Source organism: Brenneria roseae subsp. americana (genome assembly GCF_003115815.1).
GTDB classification, from domain to species: domain Bacteria; phylum Pseudomonadota; class Gammaproteobacteria; order Enterobacterales; family Enterobacteriaceae; genus Brenneria; species Brenneria roseae.
The window spans coordinates 62568-78805 of the sequence record NZ_QDKJ01000002.1 but is presented as its reverse complement, the minus strand read 5'-3'; the positions used below and the strand labels follow the sequence as shown (position 1 = coordinate 78805).

Here is a 16238-nt window from a genome sequence, read left to right as displayed (position 1 = left end):
CATCCTTTCCTGCAAACCGCGGCTGCGAATCATAGCATAGCGCAGCGGATCCGGTGGTTATCCGGCTGGGAAAAGATCTGTAAAACCTTCCCTTGAATCAGCGTCCGCCACGGACCAATCCGCCCAGTCCGCGTTCTTCGATGAAGATCGATGCCCATTGTCTGACTTCGCTGGCGGTGCGCGCATTCAGCAGTTGCTGTACCAGAGACTGCGCATCGGGCAGCGCGATCTGGCGCAGCAGGTACTTAATGCGGGCAACGCTACGACCATTCATACTCAACGTGCGATACCCGAGCCCGGTCAGCAGCAATGCGCCCAATGCTTCCCCCGCCATCTCGCCACATACGGAAAGCGCAATGTTGTGACGCTGACATTCAATCGCGATGAGGTTCAGCGCCCGAAGCATAGCCGGATGCAAGCTGTTGTACAGGGAAGCGACATGGGCGTTGTTGCGATCGACGGCCAGCAGGTACTGAGTGAGATCGTTGGTGCCCACCGACACAAAATCGATACGGGAAGCCAGATGCTGCAACAGGAAAATCATGGAGGGGACTTCCACCATGATACCGATGCGTGGCTTAGGCTGTGGAAACCCCAGCATTTCCTCCACTTCACCCGCCGCTTGATCGATAAGGCGCCGGGCCTCATCAACCTCATCCAGGCTACTGATCATCGGCAGCAGGATATTCAGGTTGCCAAGATGCGCGTTCGCCCGCAGCATGGCACGAACCTGAATCAGAAAGATTTCCGGCTGATCGAGCGTAATACGAATACCGCGCCAGCCCAGACAAGGGTTCTCTTCGCTGATGGGCAAATAAGGCAACGGTTTATCCGCGCCAATATCCAGCGTACGCAACATGACCTGGCGTGACGGATAGAGTTGCAGCATGCTTTGATATTGCGCCATCTGTTCATCTTCAGACGGAAAACCGCTCTGGAGCATAAAGGGGATTTCGGTGCGGTACAGACCGACGCCGTCGACCTGATTGATAAACCGTTTCTCATGCTCCGCACTCAACCCCGCGTTCAACATGACCTGAATGCGCTCGCCGCTTTTCAGAACGGCGGGACGTTCCATATCGCCTTCCGCCAGACGGGTCAGTTCATTCTCTTCAATCAGCAGACGCTGATATTCCTGCACCAACACAGGTTCAGGATCCACCAGCAGCTCGCCACGATAGCCGTCAATAATCAGCAGACGCTGATGGAGCAGTTCAGGCTGAATATCCGCGCCAACCAACGTAGGGATCCCCATTGCCCGCACCAGAATCGCGGCATGGGAATTGGCGGCGCCGTCGTATACCACAACGCCAGCCAGACGTTCCGGAGGGAGCTCCGCCAGTAAGGTGGCCGTCAGTTCATCCGCGGCAAGAATGAAACGCTCGGGCCACTGCCCGATGCTTTGCGCATTGTCATCAAGATGGAACAACAATCGTTGGCCCAGCGCTCGCAAATCCCCGGCCCGCTCACGCAGATAGGTATCCTGCAAATTGGAAAACTGGGCCGCAAAACGTTCAATCACCAGTTTGACCGCCCATTCCGCCGCGTTACCGGCGTCCACTTCCTGAAACAGTTCGCGCTTCAGGCGCGCATCATTCAGCAGGTGGGAGTACAAATCGAAAATCGCAGCGCTTTCTTTTTGGGCGCTGGCGCTGAAACGTTTGCTGAAACGCCGAAACTCCGCCGTAGCGTCTTCCAACGCCTGCGTCAGTCGGGAACGTTCACGTTCGCGGTCCAGGCTTGACGCGGGGAAAACCTGATCCAGAGAAGGCTGACTACAGTCCTGCCAGCCCGGCGCGATCGCCACACCGGGCGCGGCTACCAGCGCGTTAATTCGCGTCTGACGGTATTGACCAAACAGCGTCTTAATCTGAGATAAAGAGAGGATGGCCGCCATCTGCGTTGCCAGCGTGACCATGAATGACTCTTCATTCTTGTCAAACTGGCGATGTTCACGCTGCTGGACGACCAACACGCCCAGCAGTTGACGACGATGGATAATGGGGACGCCCAGAAAAGAGCGGAAATGTTGCTCTTTTACGGCGGGAATAAATTTGAAACTGGGATGAGTACGGGCATCAGCCAGATTAATCGGTTCGGCACGCTGACCGACCAGACCAACCACGCCTTGCCCAAACTCTAACGTGACCGCGTGGCCGCGCGGTTTCTTTAACCCGCGCGTTGCCATCAGGTAATAGCATTGGCGATCGTGGTCAGCCAGATAAATCGAACAGACCTCCGTGTCCATTGCCTGACAGGTTTCATTGACCAGGATTTCCAGCGCATCATTAAGGCGAGCCATTGAGGCTACTTTTTCGACAATTTCTCGCAAACGCGTGAGCATAATGTGCGTGAATTACCCTCTTTTTCGTCGGGAGCCAGACGGTGGTGCCGTCCGTGCCGCCGTATTCTCCTGGAGTTGTATCACCGGGCTGATAAATTCTTTCATTACGCGACGGTAAACATCGCGTTTGAAAGACACAACCTGACGAACCGGATACCAGTAACTGACCCAACGCCAGCCATCAAACTCAGGCGTGCCACTGCTTTGCATATTGATATCAGACTCATTACACATCAACTGTAGCAGAAACCATTTTTGTTTTTGGCCGATACAGACCGGTTTAGTATCCCAACGCACCAAACGTTTCGGTAACTTATAACGTAACCAGTTGCGGGTAGATGCCAGGACGCGGACATCTTTTTTCTTCAGACCCACTTCCTCAAACAGCTCACGGTACATCGCCTGCTCCGCGCTTTCTCCGGGGTTTATTCCCCCTTGAGGAAACTGCCAGGAGTGTTGACCGTAGCGACGGGCCCACAAAACCTGTCCCTGCCGATTACAAATTACGATACCAACATTCGGGCGGTAGCCATCATCATCGATCACCGGACTACCTCGATAAACTTTAAATGCAAAGATAACCTGATTGTTTCACACTCCCGGCAGACGGTAAACCACTGCTTAGCGCAGTTATCACTCTAATAAAATGAAGATAACCCACAGATCGAATCAAAGTTATAAACAGATGAGGTCAAGGAATGCCGGTTTATTCACTATTTCTGTGGACATCTTTGTGCAGAACCCATGAAAAAGTGAGTAAAACTTATTTTTTGCAGATAAAAAATTGCTGACAGACTTAAAAAATACTGCTTTTTTTTCATAAAATTAAGCCTATTTTTCACAGCAAAATCACCGCAAAGGATCCTGATCGAATGATGATCAACGCCGTGCTGGCGAAAGATCGTTCTATGTCGATTTTATCCACAGAGGCAATGGCGGCATCAGACAATAAATAAGCAAAAACAGCAAAAAGCGCCGACGTCAAGGCTGTAAATCAAACCAGTAATCCATCTTTATGCAGGTTATCCAAGAAATCTGTGGATAACCTAGTGTAAGATCCTGTTCATTGTTGGTTTCTACAAGTGCACAGTTTGAAAAAACCGGATCCTCCTCTCGTTTTCACACTAAAAAAAAGCACTATGAATCATGCTATTATTGAATTCTTCAGCCGTCTCGCAGACTGTGCGTTAATGTTTTTCACCCGCTGCGTTTTTTTTGAGCGGAAAATATCAGGTTAGACATGCCATGAATTCACCGTCGGTTCTTACTGCGCCACCACATAATGAACAGGAATTACTACAGCGAGCCCAATCGCTTGCGGGCTACAATCTGGCTGAGCTGGCCGGCATTGCGCAACTGCCGCTGCCGGCAAACCTGAAGCGTGATAAAGGCTGGATTGGCATTCTGCTGGAACGTTTTCTGGGAGCCACCGCGGGCAGTAAACCCGAGCAGGATTTCCCCGATATCGGTATTGAGCTGAAAACCATTCCTGTTGATGAACAGGGGCGGCCGCTGGAAACCACATTTGTCTGCGTCGCGCCGCTGACCGGCAATAGCGGCGTCACCTGGGAAAGCAGCCACGTTCGGCACAAGCTGGCGCGTGTGCTGTGGATTCCGGTTGAAGGTTCACGGCCGATTCCGTTAGGTGAACGACGAATTGGTACGCCGCTCATCTGGAGCCCAAGCGAAGAAGAGGAAGAGCAACTGCGCCGCGACTGGGAAGAATTAATGGACTTGATTGTGCTCGGAAAAGTTGAAAGCATCACGGCGCGTCATGGGGAAGTGCTACAGTTGCGTCCCAAGGCCGCCAACAGTCGCGTCCTGACGGAAGCAATCGGTGAATTCGGGCAACCCATCATGACGCTACCCCGTGGGTTCTATCTGAAGAAAACGTTTACCACGCCGCTGCTGGCGCGCCATTTTTTATGACGGGCTATCCCTGCCCGTCACTGCGTGACATCGGAAAACGATCCTGCGTTTATGGGGAAATAAACCGGGAAACCCGCACCTCTGTATGTCTGAAAAAAGATGAAGAGTACCGCCAACCACACTTTCACTTGCCCGTTCACTCATGTAGCGGCGTATAATATCGTTTACGTTTCGTTTAAGGTGTATTGATACAATGTTTGATTGGATTGTTGATCCGAATGCCTGGTTGGCGCTGGGAACGCTAACTATTCTGGAAATCGTTCTTGGCATCGACAACATTATTTTCCTGTCGTTGGTTGTCTCCAAACTTCCTAAAGCTCAGCAAAATAAAGCCCGCCGGATCGGCCTCATGGGCGCCATGCTCATGCGTCTGGGACTGCTGGCTTCGATTGCCTGGGTGATCCGCCTGACCAATCCTTTATTTACCGTGCTGGGTAATGATATTTCTACCCGTGATCTGATCCTGTTTTTCGGCGGCCTGTTCCTGATCTGGAAATCGAGCAAAGAAATCCATGAAACCGTGGAAGGGAGCTCAGAGGAACACGCATCACAGGTACACTCTTTCTTTGGCGCGATCGTGCAAATCATGCTGCTGGATATTATTTTCAGCCTGGATTCCGTGATCACGGCGGTAGGGCTTTCCGATCACCTGTTTATTATGATGGCCGCCGTGGTTATCGCGGTTGGCGTGATGATGTTTTCCGCCCGCACCATCGGAGAGTTTGTCGAACGTCATCCGTCCGTCAAAATGCTGGCGCTGTCATTCCTGATCCTGGTAGGCTTCACGCTGATTCTGGAAAGCTTCGATATTCATGTACCGAAAGGCTACATTTACTTTGCGATGTTCTTCTCAATGTCTGTCGAAGCCCTGAACCTGTTGCGCGGCAAAAAAGCCAAAGAGGCCGACTAATCGCCCGCAGCGTGTTTTCCCCTCAAGCCGGCTGCGACAGGGCATAATGAAGAAAATGCGGTGATGAGGCACATTTTACAACGCCTCGCACCGCGTCTTGTTCTTTCCATCTTCGTTCTGACATATTCCGTCGTTCGTTTTAACCAAAATTAACCGTTTTCTCATTAGTTTTTTCCATTATTCCTACTTAATCCCCACGGACTATTTGTTAGACTTGTTCAATAACCTTCAATTTTTTTGCTGTCGGAAGACAGGTGAAACAGGTAAAGATAACGATGAAAGTACGGGTAAAAATGGCAGTGGCTCTGGCGGTATTATTCACTCTTTGCGGCTGCTCCAGCCGGTATGTCATGGCAACAAAAGAGGGCCAGATGCTGCTGACACAAAATAAGCCGGTTCTGGATAAAGAGACGGGAATGCTCAGTTACATTGATGAACATGGAAACGAAAAACAGATTAACAGCGATAACATTTCTCAGATTATCGAACGCTGATTGTCAGATATTTCTCTCCCCGCCCGACACCATTACCACACCGTCAGAGAGTAAAGAGGCTTCCCCACATCGCGCGGCTTCGTTATAGTCAAATTCAGGTGTGTCATCCCAAAAGATTTCACGTTGCAGGAAAACGGCAACCCCTCTCCCCTCCCAACGCCGAAATGGCATAGTCACCAGCCGGAGAGAAAGCCATCGTCTCCGCAATTGAAAAGATGACGGGTATAGCGATACATCTGCTATTTTCAGACATACAAGGAAGCTGGCAATGCAATATCACCGTATTCCCCATAGTTCTTTAGAAGTAAGTGTGCTGGGCCTTGGCACGATGACCTTTGGCGAACAGAACAGTGAAGCTGAAGCGCATGCACAGTTGGATCACGCCATTGCCGCAGGTGTTAACCTGATTGACACAGCAGAGATGTACCCGGTTCCGCCACGGCCAGAAACCCAGGGGCTGACCGAAAGCTATATCGGTTCGTGGCTGAAATCCCGCGGCGGGCGTGAGAAACTCATTCTGGCAAGCAAGGTCGCCGGTCCCGTGCGCGGCAATGATAGCGCCATTCGCCCACAGCAGGCGCTGGATCGTAAAAACATTCGTGACGCATTGGACGCCAGCCTTAAGCGCCTGAACACTGATTATGTTGATTTGTATCAGTTGCACTGGCCGCAACGCCAAACCAACTGTTTTGGCAAACTGGGGTATCAGTATACTGAGGATAAACCGGCAGTTACCCTGCTGGAAACGCTGGAAGCCCTGAATGAGCAAGTCAGGGCCGGTAAGATTCGTTATATCGGCGTGTCCAACGAAACGCCCTGGGGCGTGATGCGCTATCTGCATCTGGCCGAGAAACATGACCTGCCGCGCATTGCGTCGATTCAAAATCCGTACAGCCTGCTCAACCGCAGCTTTGAAGTCGGGCTGGCGGAAATCAGTCAGCATGAAGGCGTAGAGTTGTTGGCATATTCATCGTTGGCTTTTGGTACGCTGACGGGGAAATACCTTAATGGCGCCAAACCAGCAGGTGCCCGTAATACGCTGTTCAGCCGCTTTACCCGCTACACGTCGCCCCATGCTCAGCAGGCTACCGCCGAGTACGTCGCGCTGGCGCAGAAGCACGGCCTGGATCCGGCGCAAATGGCGCTGGCTTTCGTCCGCCAGCAACCGTTTGTGGCAACGACCTTGTTGGGAGCAACCTCGGTAGAGCAGCTCAGGATCAATCTGGCGAGTCAGGAACTGACGTTGGATAGCGAGATTCTCAGCGAGTTGGAAGCGATTCACCGCCGTTTTACCTTCCCGGCGCCATAGATAGCCGAGGATCCCGGCTACATTGAACGGGAAGCCTTGGGCCATCGTGACTGTATCCGGAAACCGCGCATAACAGACCAATCAACGGGAGCAGGTCAAATGCGACCGGCTCCCTGGCCCGATTTCTTACGCCCCTGGCATTGCCATTATTTCACCAGGCCTAATAGCTGCCACCACCCGTAACCGACCGTCATCGTCACGACAAAGCAGACAAACGCGACCACGGCGCCAGAACTCCACCACGTTTTTACATCGCTATAGCCGGCACCAAAGATAATGGGAGCCGCGCCGCCGCCATAGTGCGTCAAGGCACCGCCGTAAGAGTTGGTGGCTGCCAATACGAGCGCGAGCGCCATCGGGTCGGCACCAGCCACTTTACCCACGGTAAGCAACACCGGAAGCATCGCGACCGCATACGAACTGGCCGAAGCAAAAAAATAACGCACGATGATACTGATAAACCCAATGATAGATAACGTGATATAGGGGTTATTGCCGAAGTCGACATTGTTTTGTATGGTTTCAGCCAACCAGTCGAACAGTTTTGCCTTATTCAGAGCAGTCGCCAGGCCGATGATTCCGCCGAACCAAAGCAATGTATTCCAGGCGCCCTTGTTGTTGAGAAGGTCATCCCATTTGATGATACCGCACAGTAAACACATGACCGTAGCGACCATGGCAACAGCGGTGGCATCGATTCTGAGCGTTATGCCGAATACCTGTCCCAGGAGGGAAGGCAGCGCCCAGCCAAGCAAAGCGAAGATAAATATCACCACTAAGCCTTTTTCATTCCTCGTCATAGGACCGAGTTCCGCCAGCCCCTCTTCCGCAATCTTTTTGTTATCAATTATCGTCAGTTCGGGCTTGTCCATGTAATAACCGACGGCGGGGACAATTAGCAGCAGCAATAGACCAGGGACGATCATGCCCAATGCCCAAATGCCCCAGTCGAGATGTACGCCCAAAATTTTATCGGCGAAATCCGCGGTAAGAAGATTCGGAGCCATCGCCGTAATGAAGATGAAGCTGCTGACCTTCATGACAAAGTAAATGTTAGACATCAAATAGGAACCCGCTTTCTTGGATGTTTCACCGGGTTCCGAGCCCAGGGCTTTCACCACCGAAAGAATAATCGGGAACACTATCCCTCCGCTCCGCGCCGTGTTGGACGGCGTGACAGGAGAAATGATGAATTCTAAAAATGCCGTAATATATCCAAGCCGAAGCGTCGTGCCGCCAAAAACCCTGATCATAATAAAAGCAATGCGCCGCCCCAACCCTGTTCTGACAAAAGCGACGCTTATACCGAACGCGGCAAACACCAGCCATACGGTTGATGTCGCATACCCGACGAGAATTTGACTGGTGTTATTAAGGAAAAGACCCGCAAAGCCTACGGCGCCCAGCAAAACCACGGCTTCCGGCAACGGTTTTAAAATAAGGCCGAAAATAGCCGCCAGATAGAACCCAAACAGACGCCATGAGTCCACAGTCAGTCCGGTTGGCGGCGGGATAAACCATATCGCAAGCGGTATACCCGCCAGGATACACAACTTCCAGATTCTATTTTTCATGTTGTAGATTCTCTTTTTAATATATAGGGATATCAGAACCTGCCAGTAATCGGTAAATGTCAGTTCAGTATTGTTGTCCCCCGTTGGTTTAAACCGAACGTTTTCCCATTACGGATGGTTACGTGCGCTGCCTAAGGTAACGATCCGCATTCATCAATTTCTGGACATTCTCAGCGCAGCGTTTTTCCTGCCCAAATCGAACCTGGAACAGCGACATGGCCGTCGAACAGCAGACGCGCGGTACGTATCAATCCGCTGCTATCGACTTCATCTGCCGGATTACGGCTCAGCAAAACGCTGAATTCTCCGCTGGGATGTTCTACGGAAATATGCTGCCGCCGCGCGTCACCCACGACGGCTACGCCTTCCGCAACGCTACCGGGGAGCAGGCAGGCTGTCGCCACGCTTACCGCGCCAAGCACGCCAATCGAGGCATGGCAGCGGTGGGGAATGAAAGTACGGGTGGCAATGGCTCCTCCTTCTCTGGGAGGGGCAATCAGCGTCATTTTGGGCACTGTCCGCTGGCTGACGTCGCCCAGGCACATCATTTCACCGGCCCGCAAACGAATAGCTTCCAGTTGCTCCTTCAACGTTGAGTCCTGATCCAACTGTTCACGGCTTTCGTAGCCAGTACGCTGGAGGTCGGCGGCGCGCAATACCACCACCGGCATACCGTTGTCGATACAGGTCACATCAATACCGTTAATACGGTCCAGCACCCGGCCGGTGGGCAGTAACGCGCCGCAGCTGGAACCCGCGATATCGCGAAAATTGAGCACCAGTTCAGCGCCGCAGCCGGGTACGCCATCAATACGCACGTTGCCTTCATATTCCACGCCGCCTTCCGGCGTCTGCACGACCGCTTCGGCGATCTGGCCGGTATTTTCCATATAGATACGGACGAGGGTCTGCGCGCCCGAAACCGCCACCAGTCCCTTTTCAATGGCGAACGGGCCGACAGCGGCCAGAATATTGCCGCAGTTCTGGCCGTAATCCACCAACGCCTTATCTACGCCGACCTGGGCAAAGAGGTAGTCAACATCCGCGTCGTCACGCCCGGAAGGCTTGATGATCGCGACTTTACTGGTTAGCGGTTCCGCGCCGCCAAGTCCGTCGATTTGTCGGGGATCGGGCGATCCCATGACCGCCAGCAGGACGAGATCCCGCAATGCCGGTTCAGCGGGTAGATCGGCAGCCAGAAAGCAAGCGGCTTTTGAGGTTCCGCCGCGCATCAGTACGCAAGGAATATATGTCTGTTTCATGATGGTTATGACTTCAGATCGTCAATAGAATCGACATAGCGCAACCCTTTTGCCGCCAGTTGCGCCCGCATTTGGTAGATATCCAGCCCCAGCTCGCCCTCCGCCAGACGCTGACGCTTACCTATTTCAAGGTCCACACGCTTCTGTGCCGCATCAGCGACCGCGGCGGCCCGCCTCCGCGGCACGATCGCCACGCCGTCGTCGTCCGCGACCACGATATCGCCCGGCGTCACCAACTGGCCGGCGCAGATCAGCGGAACATTGACTGAACCGATCGTCTCTTTCACGGTACCCTGCGACCAGACCGTACGCGACCAGACCGGGAACCCCATCTCACGCAGCGTCTGGCTGTCGCGGATGCCGATGTCTCCCACCAGCGCCACTACGCCGCGCGCCTGCAACGAGGTGGCCAATAGATCACCGAAAAAACCGTCGTGACATTCAGAGGTCGGCGCCACCAGCAGCACATCCCCTGTCTGACATTGCTCAACTGCCACATGAAACATCCAGTTGTCACCGGGCGTCACCAGCACCGTCACCGCATTACCGGCAATACTGCGACCTTGCTGAATCGGCCGGATACGCTCGTCCAGAAGTCCCTGACGTTGCTGCGCCTCATGCACTGTCGCCACGCCGTATTCGGCAAAGCGCGGCAGCAGAGCAGGTTCCACGCGTTCGATGTGCCGCACCACAACCCCTTTCATACCGACGATGCTCATGACAGGTTCTCCGTTACACGAGGGAAGATACTTTGATAGCCCTCGCCATGGGTGATCACGCGGGAACTGGCGATGCCGACATTACGTTTCGCCTGTACCCCTCGCTGTAGCGCGACACGCGTGTAGTATTCCCACAGGTGCTCCTGCCCCGCCATGCATTGGATGGCGGCATATTTTTTCTCCCACACCGGCGTGATATCCAGCAGCACGTCAGGCTTCCAGCCGCACTGCTCCGGCTGATGCGGCTCAAAGCAGTAGACCGGCGGCGCGCCAATAATGCTTTCACCGGGACGATACCCTTCCGCCTGGGCGATGATGCGCGCCTCTTGCGTCAGGCTGGCGGCCAGCGGGTGGTCGTAGTTGTAGGGATCGGCCAGCGAATGCGTGAGCACGAAGTGAGGCTGTACCTGACGAAATACATCCGCCAGACGGAATAACGTCTCTTGGTCCGCGCGCAACGGGTAATCGCCCATATCAAAAAATTCAATGCTGGCACCGAGAAGACTCGCCGCGGCTTCCGCTTCTTCACGGCGTTTTTCTTTGACGATGGTTTCAGTCATATTGCCTTTGCGCCACAATTTGGCGGACTCACCGCGTTCACCGTAGGAGAGGCAGACAACATGCACCTGATAACCCTGTTCGACATGCAGTGCGATAGCGCCACCAGCGCGCCAGACGAAATCTGCCGAGTGGGCGCTAACCACCAGGGCGCTTTTTTGCCGGATATTTGCCATGTTTGTATCCTGTTTTTGCTGTTGTTGACTGCCTGGCATTCTGGCATGGCGTAATCGGCGGGAAGTAGTGCGTTTCATTGCATCAGCTATGAATTTTATTTATGTTGTCAAAAAATAACCAATGAGAATTGGGTGAGAAATGAAAAAGAAAAATAAAAATAATATGATAAAAATCATGCAAATAAGATCTTTTTGCATGATTGTTGAACAGGGCTCGGCGTCCAGAGCGTCGCACAATTTATTTCGGACGCAATCCGCCATTACTCGTTCAATCCGTGATCTTGAGCACACTTTAGCCACACCGTTGTTCGAACGTCATACCGGTGGCATGTTATTGACAGATATAGGAAAAAGCATACTCCCACGCGCTCAACGCGCCATTGCCGAACTAAAAGGGATCCCGAGACTACTCAGCAAACTGAAACAACGCGACAGCGAACGACGCGAAGAAGCCGAACCTATCTGGCTATTCAACGTACGCCGGTTGCAAATTTTTCTTGCTCTTTACCGTCTTCATCACACCCAGAGCGTGGCTAAAGAACTTGATATCACCCAACCGGCCGTGAGCGCGGCGTTAAAAGTACTGGAGAAAGGCGCTGGGATCGCGCTGTTCCAGCGTACGCCGAAAGGAATGATGCCGACCCCCGCGGGTCGTGAGATAGCGCCTGGGATCAGCCGTGCGCTAAATGAACTCCGACATATTCCGGAGGATATCGCCGCCCGTCAGGGCGCGCTGATTGGCGCTGTCCATGTCGGCGCCCTGCCGCTGAGCCGAGCACGCCTGCTGCCCCAGGCGATAATCAGACTGGTTTCCCGCCATCCAGGTATCAAAGTGGTCACCTACGAGAGTATGTTCGACTCGCTGATCGCCGAACTGCGCGCTGGCGATATCGATTTCATCATTGGCGCATTACGCAAGGAAGAAACCGTGCCAGAAATCCATAATGAGGTATTGTTTGAAGAGGAGTTGATTCTGCTGGCGCGTCCCCATCATCCACTGGCCGGTCGAGCGCTGAAAAAATCGGATCTGCGCGGCATCCAGTGGGTTCTGCCGCGCGGCCACGCGCCGTCGCGCTACCTTCTGGAACACGCGTTTCATTGTATGGGCATCGCGCCTCCGCAGCCAGTGGTGGAAAGCGGCGATCCAGCGGTGGTACGCGCGCTGCTACTGGGCTCAGACATGGTGGCGGCGGTTTCCTCACACCAGTTGGATTACGAAGTTTCAGAGGGGATACTCACGCCGCTGCTTATTAGTCTCGCGGATACCCGCCGGAAAATCGGCCTGACGTTTCGCCAGGGCGTTCTGCACTCCCCCGCCGCCGATGCGCTGCTCCGCTGCATACGTGAAGAGATACACGGGAACAGGAAGACGATGAAGTGAATAGACGGCGGATACGCCGTCATCGGAATGCGGAAATGAAACTCATCAAAATTAGTTCAGCGTTTGCAGCAGGCCTTTACGCTGATTTTCCAGCGAGGTTACCCGATCGCACACGTCACGGCCGAAACGTTGAAATTCCATTTCCTGATTATTCCACTCGGTCTGAATCGCTTTCTGCAAGCCGCCGAGATTCCCCATCATCGCCTGCAACGGGTTACCGCCGCTGGACATCTGTTTCACCCCCATCTCGTTCAGACTGTCCTGCAAAACACCACCCATGCTCTGCTGTACAAGTTGCTTGCCATCCTGCTCAACCTGTTTGATCGCCTGATGGTGGAAGGTCAATCCATCGCTACGGTGTTCAATAATGCGATTCATCTGCTGCTTGAGCTGCTTATCCAGCGTAGTCAGTCGGTTACGCACATTACTGTCGCTGCCCAGTTCCTGCACAATGATTTTATCCAGCGCGACACGCGCTTTTTCCAGATGCTGCTGAGCACCCTGATCGATCCAGGGAATTTGCTGGCGCAGATCGGCCTGATAGGCTTTCGACTGCTGGCGCTGCGTGGCGTCCAGCGTCAACGGCGTGCCGTTACGTATAATGTCTCCCTGCGGTGAAATCTGTAAATTCCCACTGGCGCCAACAACCTGCACATGCTGAGGGCTGATGATGATATCGTCCTGCGGGTTAACGCTACACTGGTACTCCGCCTGAGCTTGCCAGGACAGTAACAGCAGCAAACCGAGAGTCATTTTACGCAACATATTTTCTCCTGAAGAAAACAACGGCAACTGCGGGATATGACGCACGCCCTCTGTTAAATAAGAAGGCGGCTGAAGACGAGGCCAATACGCCAATTCCCCTCAGTGAAAGCACGGAATAACGGGATGGAACAGCCAGCTTGCTAATCCCATCCCTTTATCCGCGTCCCTGAAATCAGGTTCAGCCTGTTTACTTAACTGCGGCTACAGCAGGTTTTCTGGCAGATCCCACCAGATGTCGAACACATCGCTGACTTTAACATCCGTCAGTTTCTGCTCTTCCAGCCAGCGGCTGACCAACTGACGGTGTTCATCGGTGCAATGACCAATTTTCTGCAAGCAGATCAATCCTTCCCATTGCAGATAGCCGCTGCCTTCAAACGCCAGACCGTTCGGTTCAATGACGTCATCGACAAACTTGTCCACTATCCGATCGATATCTTCGACGCTGGTCCCTGCCGGGAAACGCCAACTGACTGAAAAACCTAATTCCTGAAACTCATCAATGTGTAGTTTTTTACGTAAACGACGGCTACGAGCTTGTGCCATTTTATATCATCCTCTCAAACATCAGATCCCAAACACCATGCCCTAAACGCTGGCCGCGAGCTTCAAATTTCGTCAGCGGACGTGATGCCGGCCGCTCAACGTAGTCATTATTATCAGAAAGGTTGCGATAGCCTGCGACAGCGCTCACCACTTCGAGCATATGTTGCGCATAAGGTTCCCAGTCTGTCGCCATATGAAAGACGCCGCCGATCCTCAGCTTGCGCTGTACCAATTCCACAAAGGGCACCTGCACAATACGGCGTTTGTTGTGCCGGGCTTTATGCCACGGATCGGGGAAGAAAAGCTGTACCATCGACAGCGAACCATCGGGGATCATGTTTTCCAACACTTCCACCGCGTCATGACACATGACGCGCAGGTTACCGACATCGGCATCATGCGCGGAAGAGAGGCAGGCGCCCACGCCCGGCAGATGCACTTCAATGCCCAGAAAATCCTGTTCCGGATGTTGCGCCGCCATGGTCACCAACGACGCGCCCATGCCAAAACCAATTTCCAGCACCACCGGCGCCGCACGGTCAAACAGCGAGGCGAATACCAGCGGCTCCGTCTGATATTCTACGCCCATCACCGGCCAATAGTTATCCAGCGCCAGCTGCTGCCCGTTGGTCAGACGTCCCTGACGACGAACAAAACTGCGTATGCGACGCAGTAGGCGTCCGTTTTCATCAAATTCCGGTGAGATGACGTTGTTAATCATAAAGAGTGCTTACTGTCTGTCCGATTTCATTAAGGAAACGCGCATTATGCAAGGATACCGTGGTTTAGCAAGTCTGCTGCCTCGGAAAGTTCCGGTTTACAGCACAATGACTCTGTGCTGGAATCGCTGTCAGACTTTTACCTGCCGGATAGTGATTCCATTTTATGATGCAAGCGCAACAGTTCGCGCACCAGGTGCTGAACTGGTATCAGCGTTATGGCCGCAAAACCCTGCCATGGCAGCTAGAGAAAACACCTTACAAAGTATGGCTGTCAGAAGTGATGTTGCAACAAACGCAGGTCACCACAGTCATTCCCTATTTTCAGCGTTTTATGGCCCGCTTCCCTGATGTGAACGCCCTGGCGAATGCGCCGCTGGACGAAGTACTGCACCTGTGGACCGGGTTAGGCTATTACGCTCGCGCTCGTAACCTGCATAAAGCGGCGCAGATCGTCGCTTCCCGACACGGCGGCAAGTTCCCCACCACGTTTGATGAAGTGGCCGATTTACCCGGCGTAGGCCGTTCTACCGCCGGCGCCATCCTGTCGCTGTCGCTGGGACAGCACTACCCGATTCTGGACGGCAATGTAAAACGCGTACTGGCGCGCTGCTACGCCGTTGACGGCTGGCCGGGTAAAAAAGATGTCGAAAAGCGGCTGTGGGCGTTAAGCGAAGACGTCACACCCGCCGAAGGCGTCAGCCAGTTCAATCAGGCCATGATGGATTTGGGCGCCATGGTGTGCACCCGCAGCCGCCCCAAATGCGAGCTGTGCCCGCTCAATACCGGCTGTATCGCTTACGCCAACCATAGCTGGGCGCAGTATCCCGGCAAAAAGCCCAAACAAACGCTGCCGGAGAAAACCGGCTGGTTTCTGCTGCTGCAACAGGGATCAAAAGTATGGCTGCAACAACGCCCTGCCGTCGGGCTATGGGGCGGACTATTTTGCTTCCCGCAGTTCAGCGAACGCAGTGAATTGGAACTCTGGCTGCAACAACGCGGTCTGAACGCTGACGGGTTGCGGCAGCTCGTCGCATTCCGCCATACATTCAGCCATTTCCATCTGGATGTCGTACCACTCTGGCTGGACGTCTCAACAATGGATATCTCGCCCAAAGGGGTCTGCATGGATGAAGGCGCAGGTCTCTGGTATAACTTAGCGCAACCGCCTTCGGTCGGATTGGCTACCCCGGTTGAACGCCTGCTACGGGAGTTGACCCAACCGCAGTCAGCACAATTACATTCCTGCGCAATTGATGAGGAAGAAGCATGAGCAGAACGATTTTTTGCACTTTTTTACAACGCGATGCCGAAGGGCAGGATTTTCAGCTATATCCGGGCGATCTGGGGAAACGCATCTATAACGAGATCTCCAAAGAGGCCTGGGCGCAATGGCAAACCAAGCAAACCATGCTGATTAACGAAAAGAAACTCAGCATGATGAATGTCGCCGATCGTAAGCTGCTGGAACAGGAAATGATCAAATTCCTGTTTGAAGGTAAGGACGTGAATATCGAAGGCTATACGCCTCCGAGTCATTGATACCGCAGGG

17 protein-coding genes are annotated in these 16238 nt (G+C 53.4%); 7 read left to right on the top strand and 10 right to left on the bottom strand.

What is annotated here, in order from left to right; genetic code table 11:
* Positions 1 to 97: 97 nt before the first annotated feature.
* A complete protein-coding gene (gene ptsP, locus B4923_RS02310; protein ID WP_109052757.1) occupies positions 98 to 2344 on the bottom strand; it encodes a phosphoenolpyruvate--protein phosphotransferase in 2247 nt (748 codons plus the stop codon).
* Positions 2345 to 2356: 12 nt separating this feature from the next.
* On the bottom strand, positions 2357 to 2890 hold the full coding sequence (rppH, locus tag B4923_RS02305; protein ID WP_109052756.1) for an RNA pyrophosphohydrolase: 534 nt from the start codon (positions 2888 to 2890) through the stop codon (positions 2357 to 2359).
* A gap of 699 nt (positions 2891 to 3589) precedes the next feature.
* On the opposite strand from rppH, the gene mutH reads away from it, so the two are divergent.
* The 3 genes from mutH to B4923_RS02290 all read left to right on the top strand — a co-directional run bounded on the left by mutH (position 3590) and on the right by B4923_RS02290 (position 5677).
* Positions 3590 to 4273 carry a DNA mismatch repair endonuclease MutH gene (gene mutH / locus B4923_RS02300; protein ID WP_109052755.1) on the top strand — a complete coding sequence of 228 codons (684 nt, stop codon included), beginning with the start codon at positions 3590 to 3592 and terminating at the stop codon, positions 4271 to 4273.
* A 193-nt stretch (positions 4274 to 4466) separates the two neighbouring features.
* Entirely contained in the window at positions 4467 to 5183 is a 717-nt protein-coding gene (locus B4923_RS02295) for a TerC family protein (RefSeq protein WP_109052754.1), read from the top strand.
* Positions 5184 to 5458: 275 nt separating this feature from the next.
* On the top strand, positions 5459 to 5677 hold the full coding sequence (locus B4923_RS02290; protein ID WP_109052753.1) for a YgdI/YgdR family lipoprotein: 219 nt from the start codon (positions 5459 to 5461) through the stop codon (positions 5675 to 5677).
* Between the two features lie 3 nt (positions 5678 to 5680).
* Here the strand turns inward: B4923_RS02290 and B4923_RS20835 are convergent, their stop codons facing one another.
* On the bottom strand, positions 5681 to 5848 hold the full coding sequence (locus tag B4923_RS20835; protein ID WP_170115998.1) for a hypothetical protein: 168 nt from the start codon (positions 5846 to 5848) through the stop codon (positions 5681 to 5683).
* 97 nt (positions 5849 to 5945) lie between these two features.
* Between B4923_RS20835 and B4923_RS02285 the strand changes: the two genes are divergently transcribed.
* Positions 5946 to 6986 carry an NADP(H)-dependent aldo-keto reductase gene (locus tag B4923_RS02285; protein ID WP_109052752.1) on the top strand — a complete coding sequence of 347 codons (1041 nt, stop codon included), beginning with the start codon at positions 5946 to 5948 and terminating at the stop codon, positions 6984 to 6986.
* A gap of 146 nt (positions 6987 to 7132) precedes the next feature.
* Here the strand turns inward: B4923_RS02285 and B4923_RS02280 are convergent, their stop codons facing one another.
* From B4923_RS02280 to galB, 4 genes are all read right to left on the bottom strand, one after another.
* Positions 7133 to 8560, bottom strand: coding sequence for an anion permease (locus B4923_RS02280; protein ID WP_109052751.1), 1428 nt, complete (start codon positions 8558 to 8560; stop codon positions 7133 to 7135).
* Between the two features lie 170 nt (positions 8561 to 8730).
* Positions 8731 to 9822 (bottom strand): 4-oxalomesaconate tautomerase, encoded by a 1092-nt coding sequence (locus B4923_RS02275; RefSeq protein WP_109052750.1) that lies wholly within the window; start codon positions 9820 to 9822, stop codon positions 8731 to 8733.
* 5 nt (positions 9823 to 9827) lie between these two features.
* Positions 9828 to 10541 carry a 4-carboxy-4-hydroxy-2-oxoadipate aldolase/oxaloacetate decarboxylase gene (locus B4923_RS02270; protein ID WP_109052749.1) on the bottom strand — a complete coding sequence of 238 codons (714 nt, stop codon included), beginning with the start codon at positions 10539 to 10541 and terminating at the stop codon, positions 9828 to 9830.
* Entirely contained in the window at positions 10538 to 11275 is a 738-nt protein-coding gene (gene galB / locus B4923_RS02265; protein WP_109052748.1) for a 4-oxalmesaconate hydratase, read from the bottom strand. Before galB ends, B4923_RS02270 begins: the two co-directional genes overlap by 4 nt.
* Positions 11276 to 11414: 139 nt before the next feature.
* Between galB and B4923_RS02260 the strand changes: the two genes are divergently transcribed.
* Positions 11415 to 12656, top strand: a complete 1242-nt coding sequence (locus B4923_RS02260; protein ID WP_109052747.1) for a LysR family transcriptional regulator — start codon at positions 11415 to 11417, stop codon at positions 12654 to 12656.
* A gap of 51 nt (positions 12657 to 12707) precedes the next feature.
* Here the strand turns inward: B4923_RS02260 and B4923_RS02255 are convergent, their stop codons facing one another.
* The 3 genes from B4923_RS02255 to trmB all read right to left on the bottom strand — a co-directional run bounded on the left by B4923_RS02255 (position 12708) and on the right by trmB (position 14688).
* On the bottom strand, positions 12708 to 13421 hold the full coding sequence (locus B4923_RS02255) for a YggN family protein (protein WP_109052746.1): 714 nt from the start codon (positions 13419 to 13421) through the stop codon (positions 12708 to 12710).
* Between the two features lie 201 nt (positions 13422 to 13622).
* Positions 13623 to 13967 (bottom strand): YggL family protein, encoded by a 345-nt coding sequence (locus tag B4923_RS02250; protein WP_109052745.1) that lies wholly within the window; start codon positions 13965 to 13967, stop codon positions 13623 to 13625.
* 1 nt (position 13968) lies between these two features.
* On the bottom strand, positions 13969 to 14688 hold the full coding sequence (trmB, locus tag B4923_RS02245) for a tRNA (guanosine(46)-N7)-methyltransferase TrmB (RefSeq protein ID WP_109052744.1): 720 nt from the start codon (positions 14686 to 14688) through the stop codon (positions 13969 to 13971).
* 164 nt (positions 14689 to 14852) lie between these two features.
* Between trmB and mutY the strand changes: the two genes are divergently transcribed.
* Positions 14853 to 15959 carry an A/G-specific adenine glycosylase gene (gene mutY / locus B4923_RS02240; protein WP_109052743.1) on the top strand — a complete coding sequence of 369 codons (1107 nt, stop codon included), beginning with the start codon at positions 14853 to 14855 and terminating at the stop codon, positions 15957 to 15959.
* The gene (locus tag B4923_RS02235; RefSeq protein ID WP_109052742.1) at positions 15956 to 16228 is read left to right on the top strand and encodes an oxidative damage protection protein; all 273 of its coding nucleotides are present in this window, start codon (positions 15956 to 15958) and stop codon (positions 16226 to 16228) included. The genes mutY and B4923_RS02235 overlap by 4 nt, the downstream gene beginning before the upstream one ends.
* The last annotated feature ends 10 nt before the right edge of the window (positions 16229 to 16238 follow it).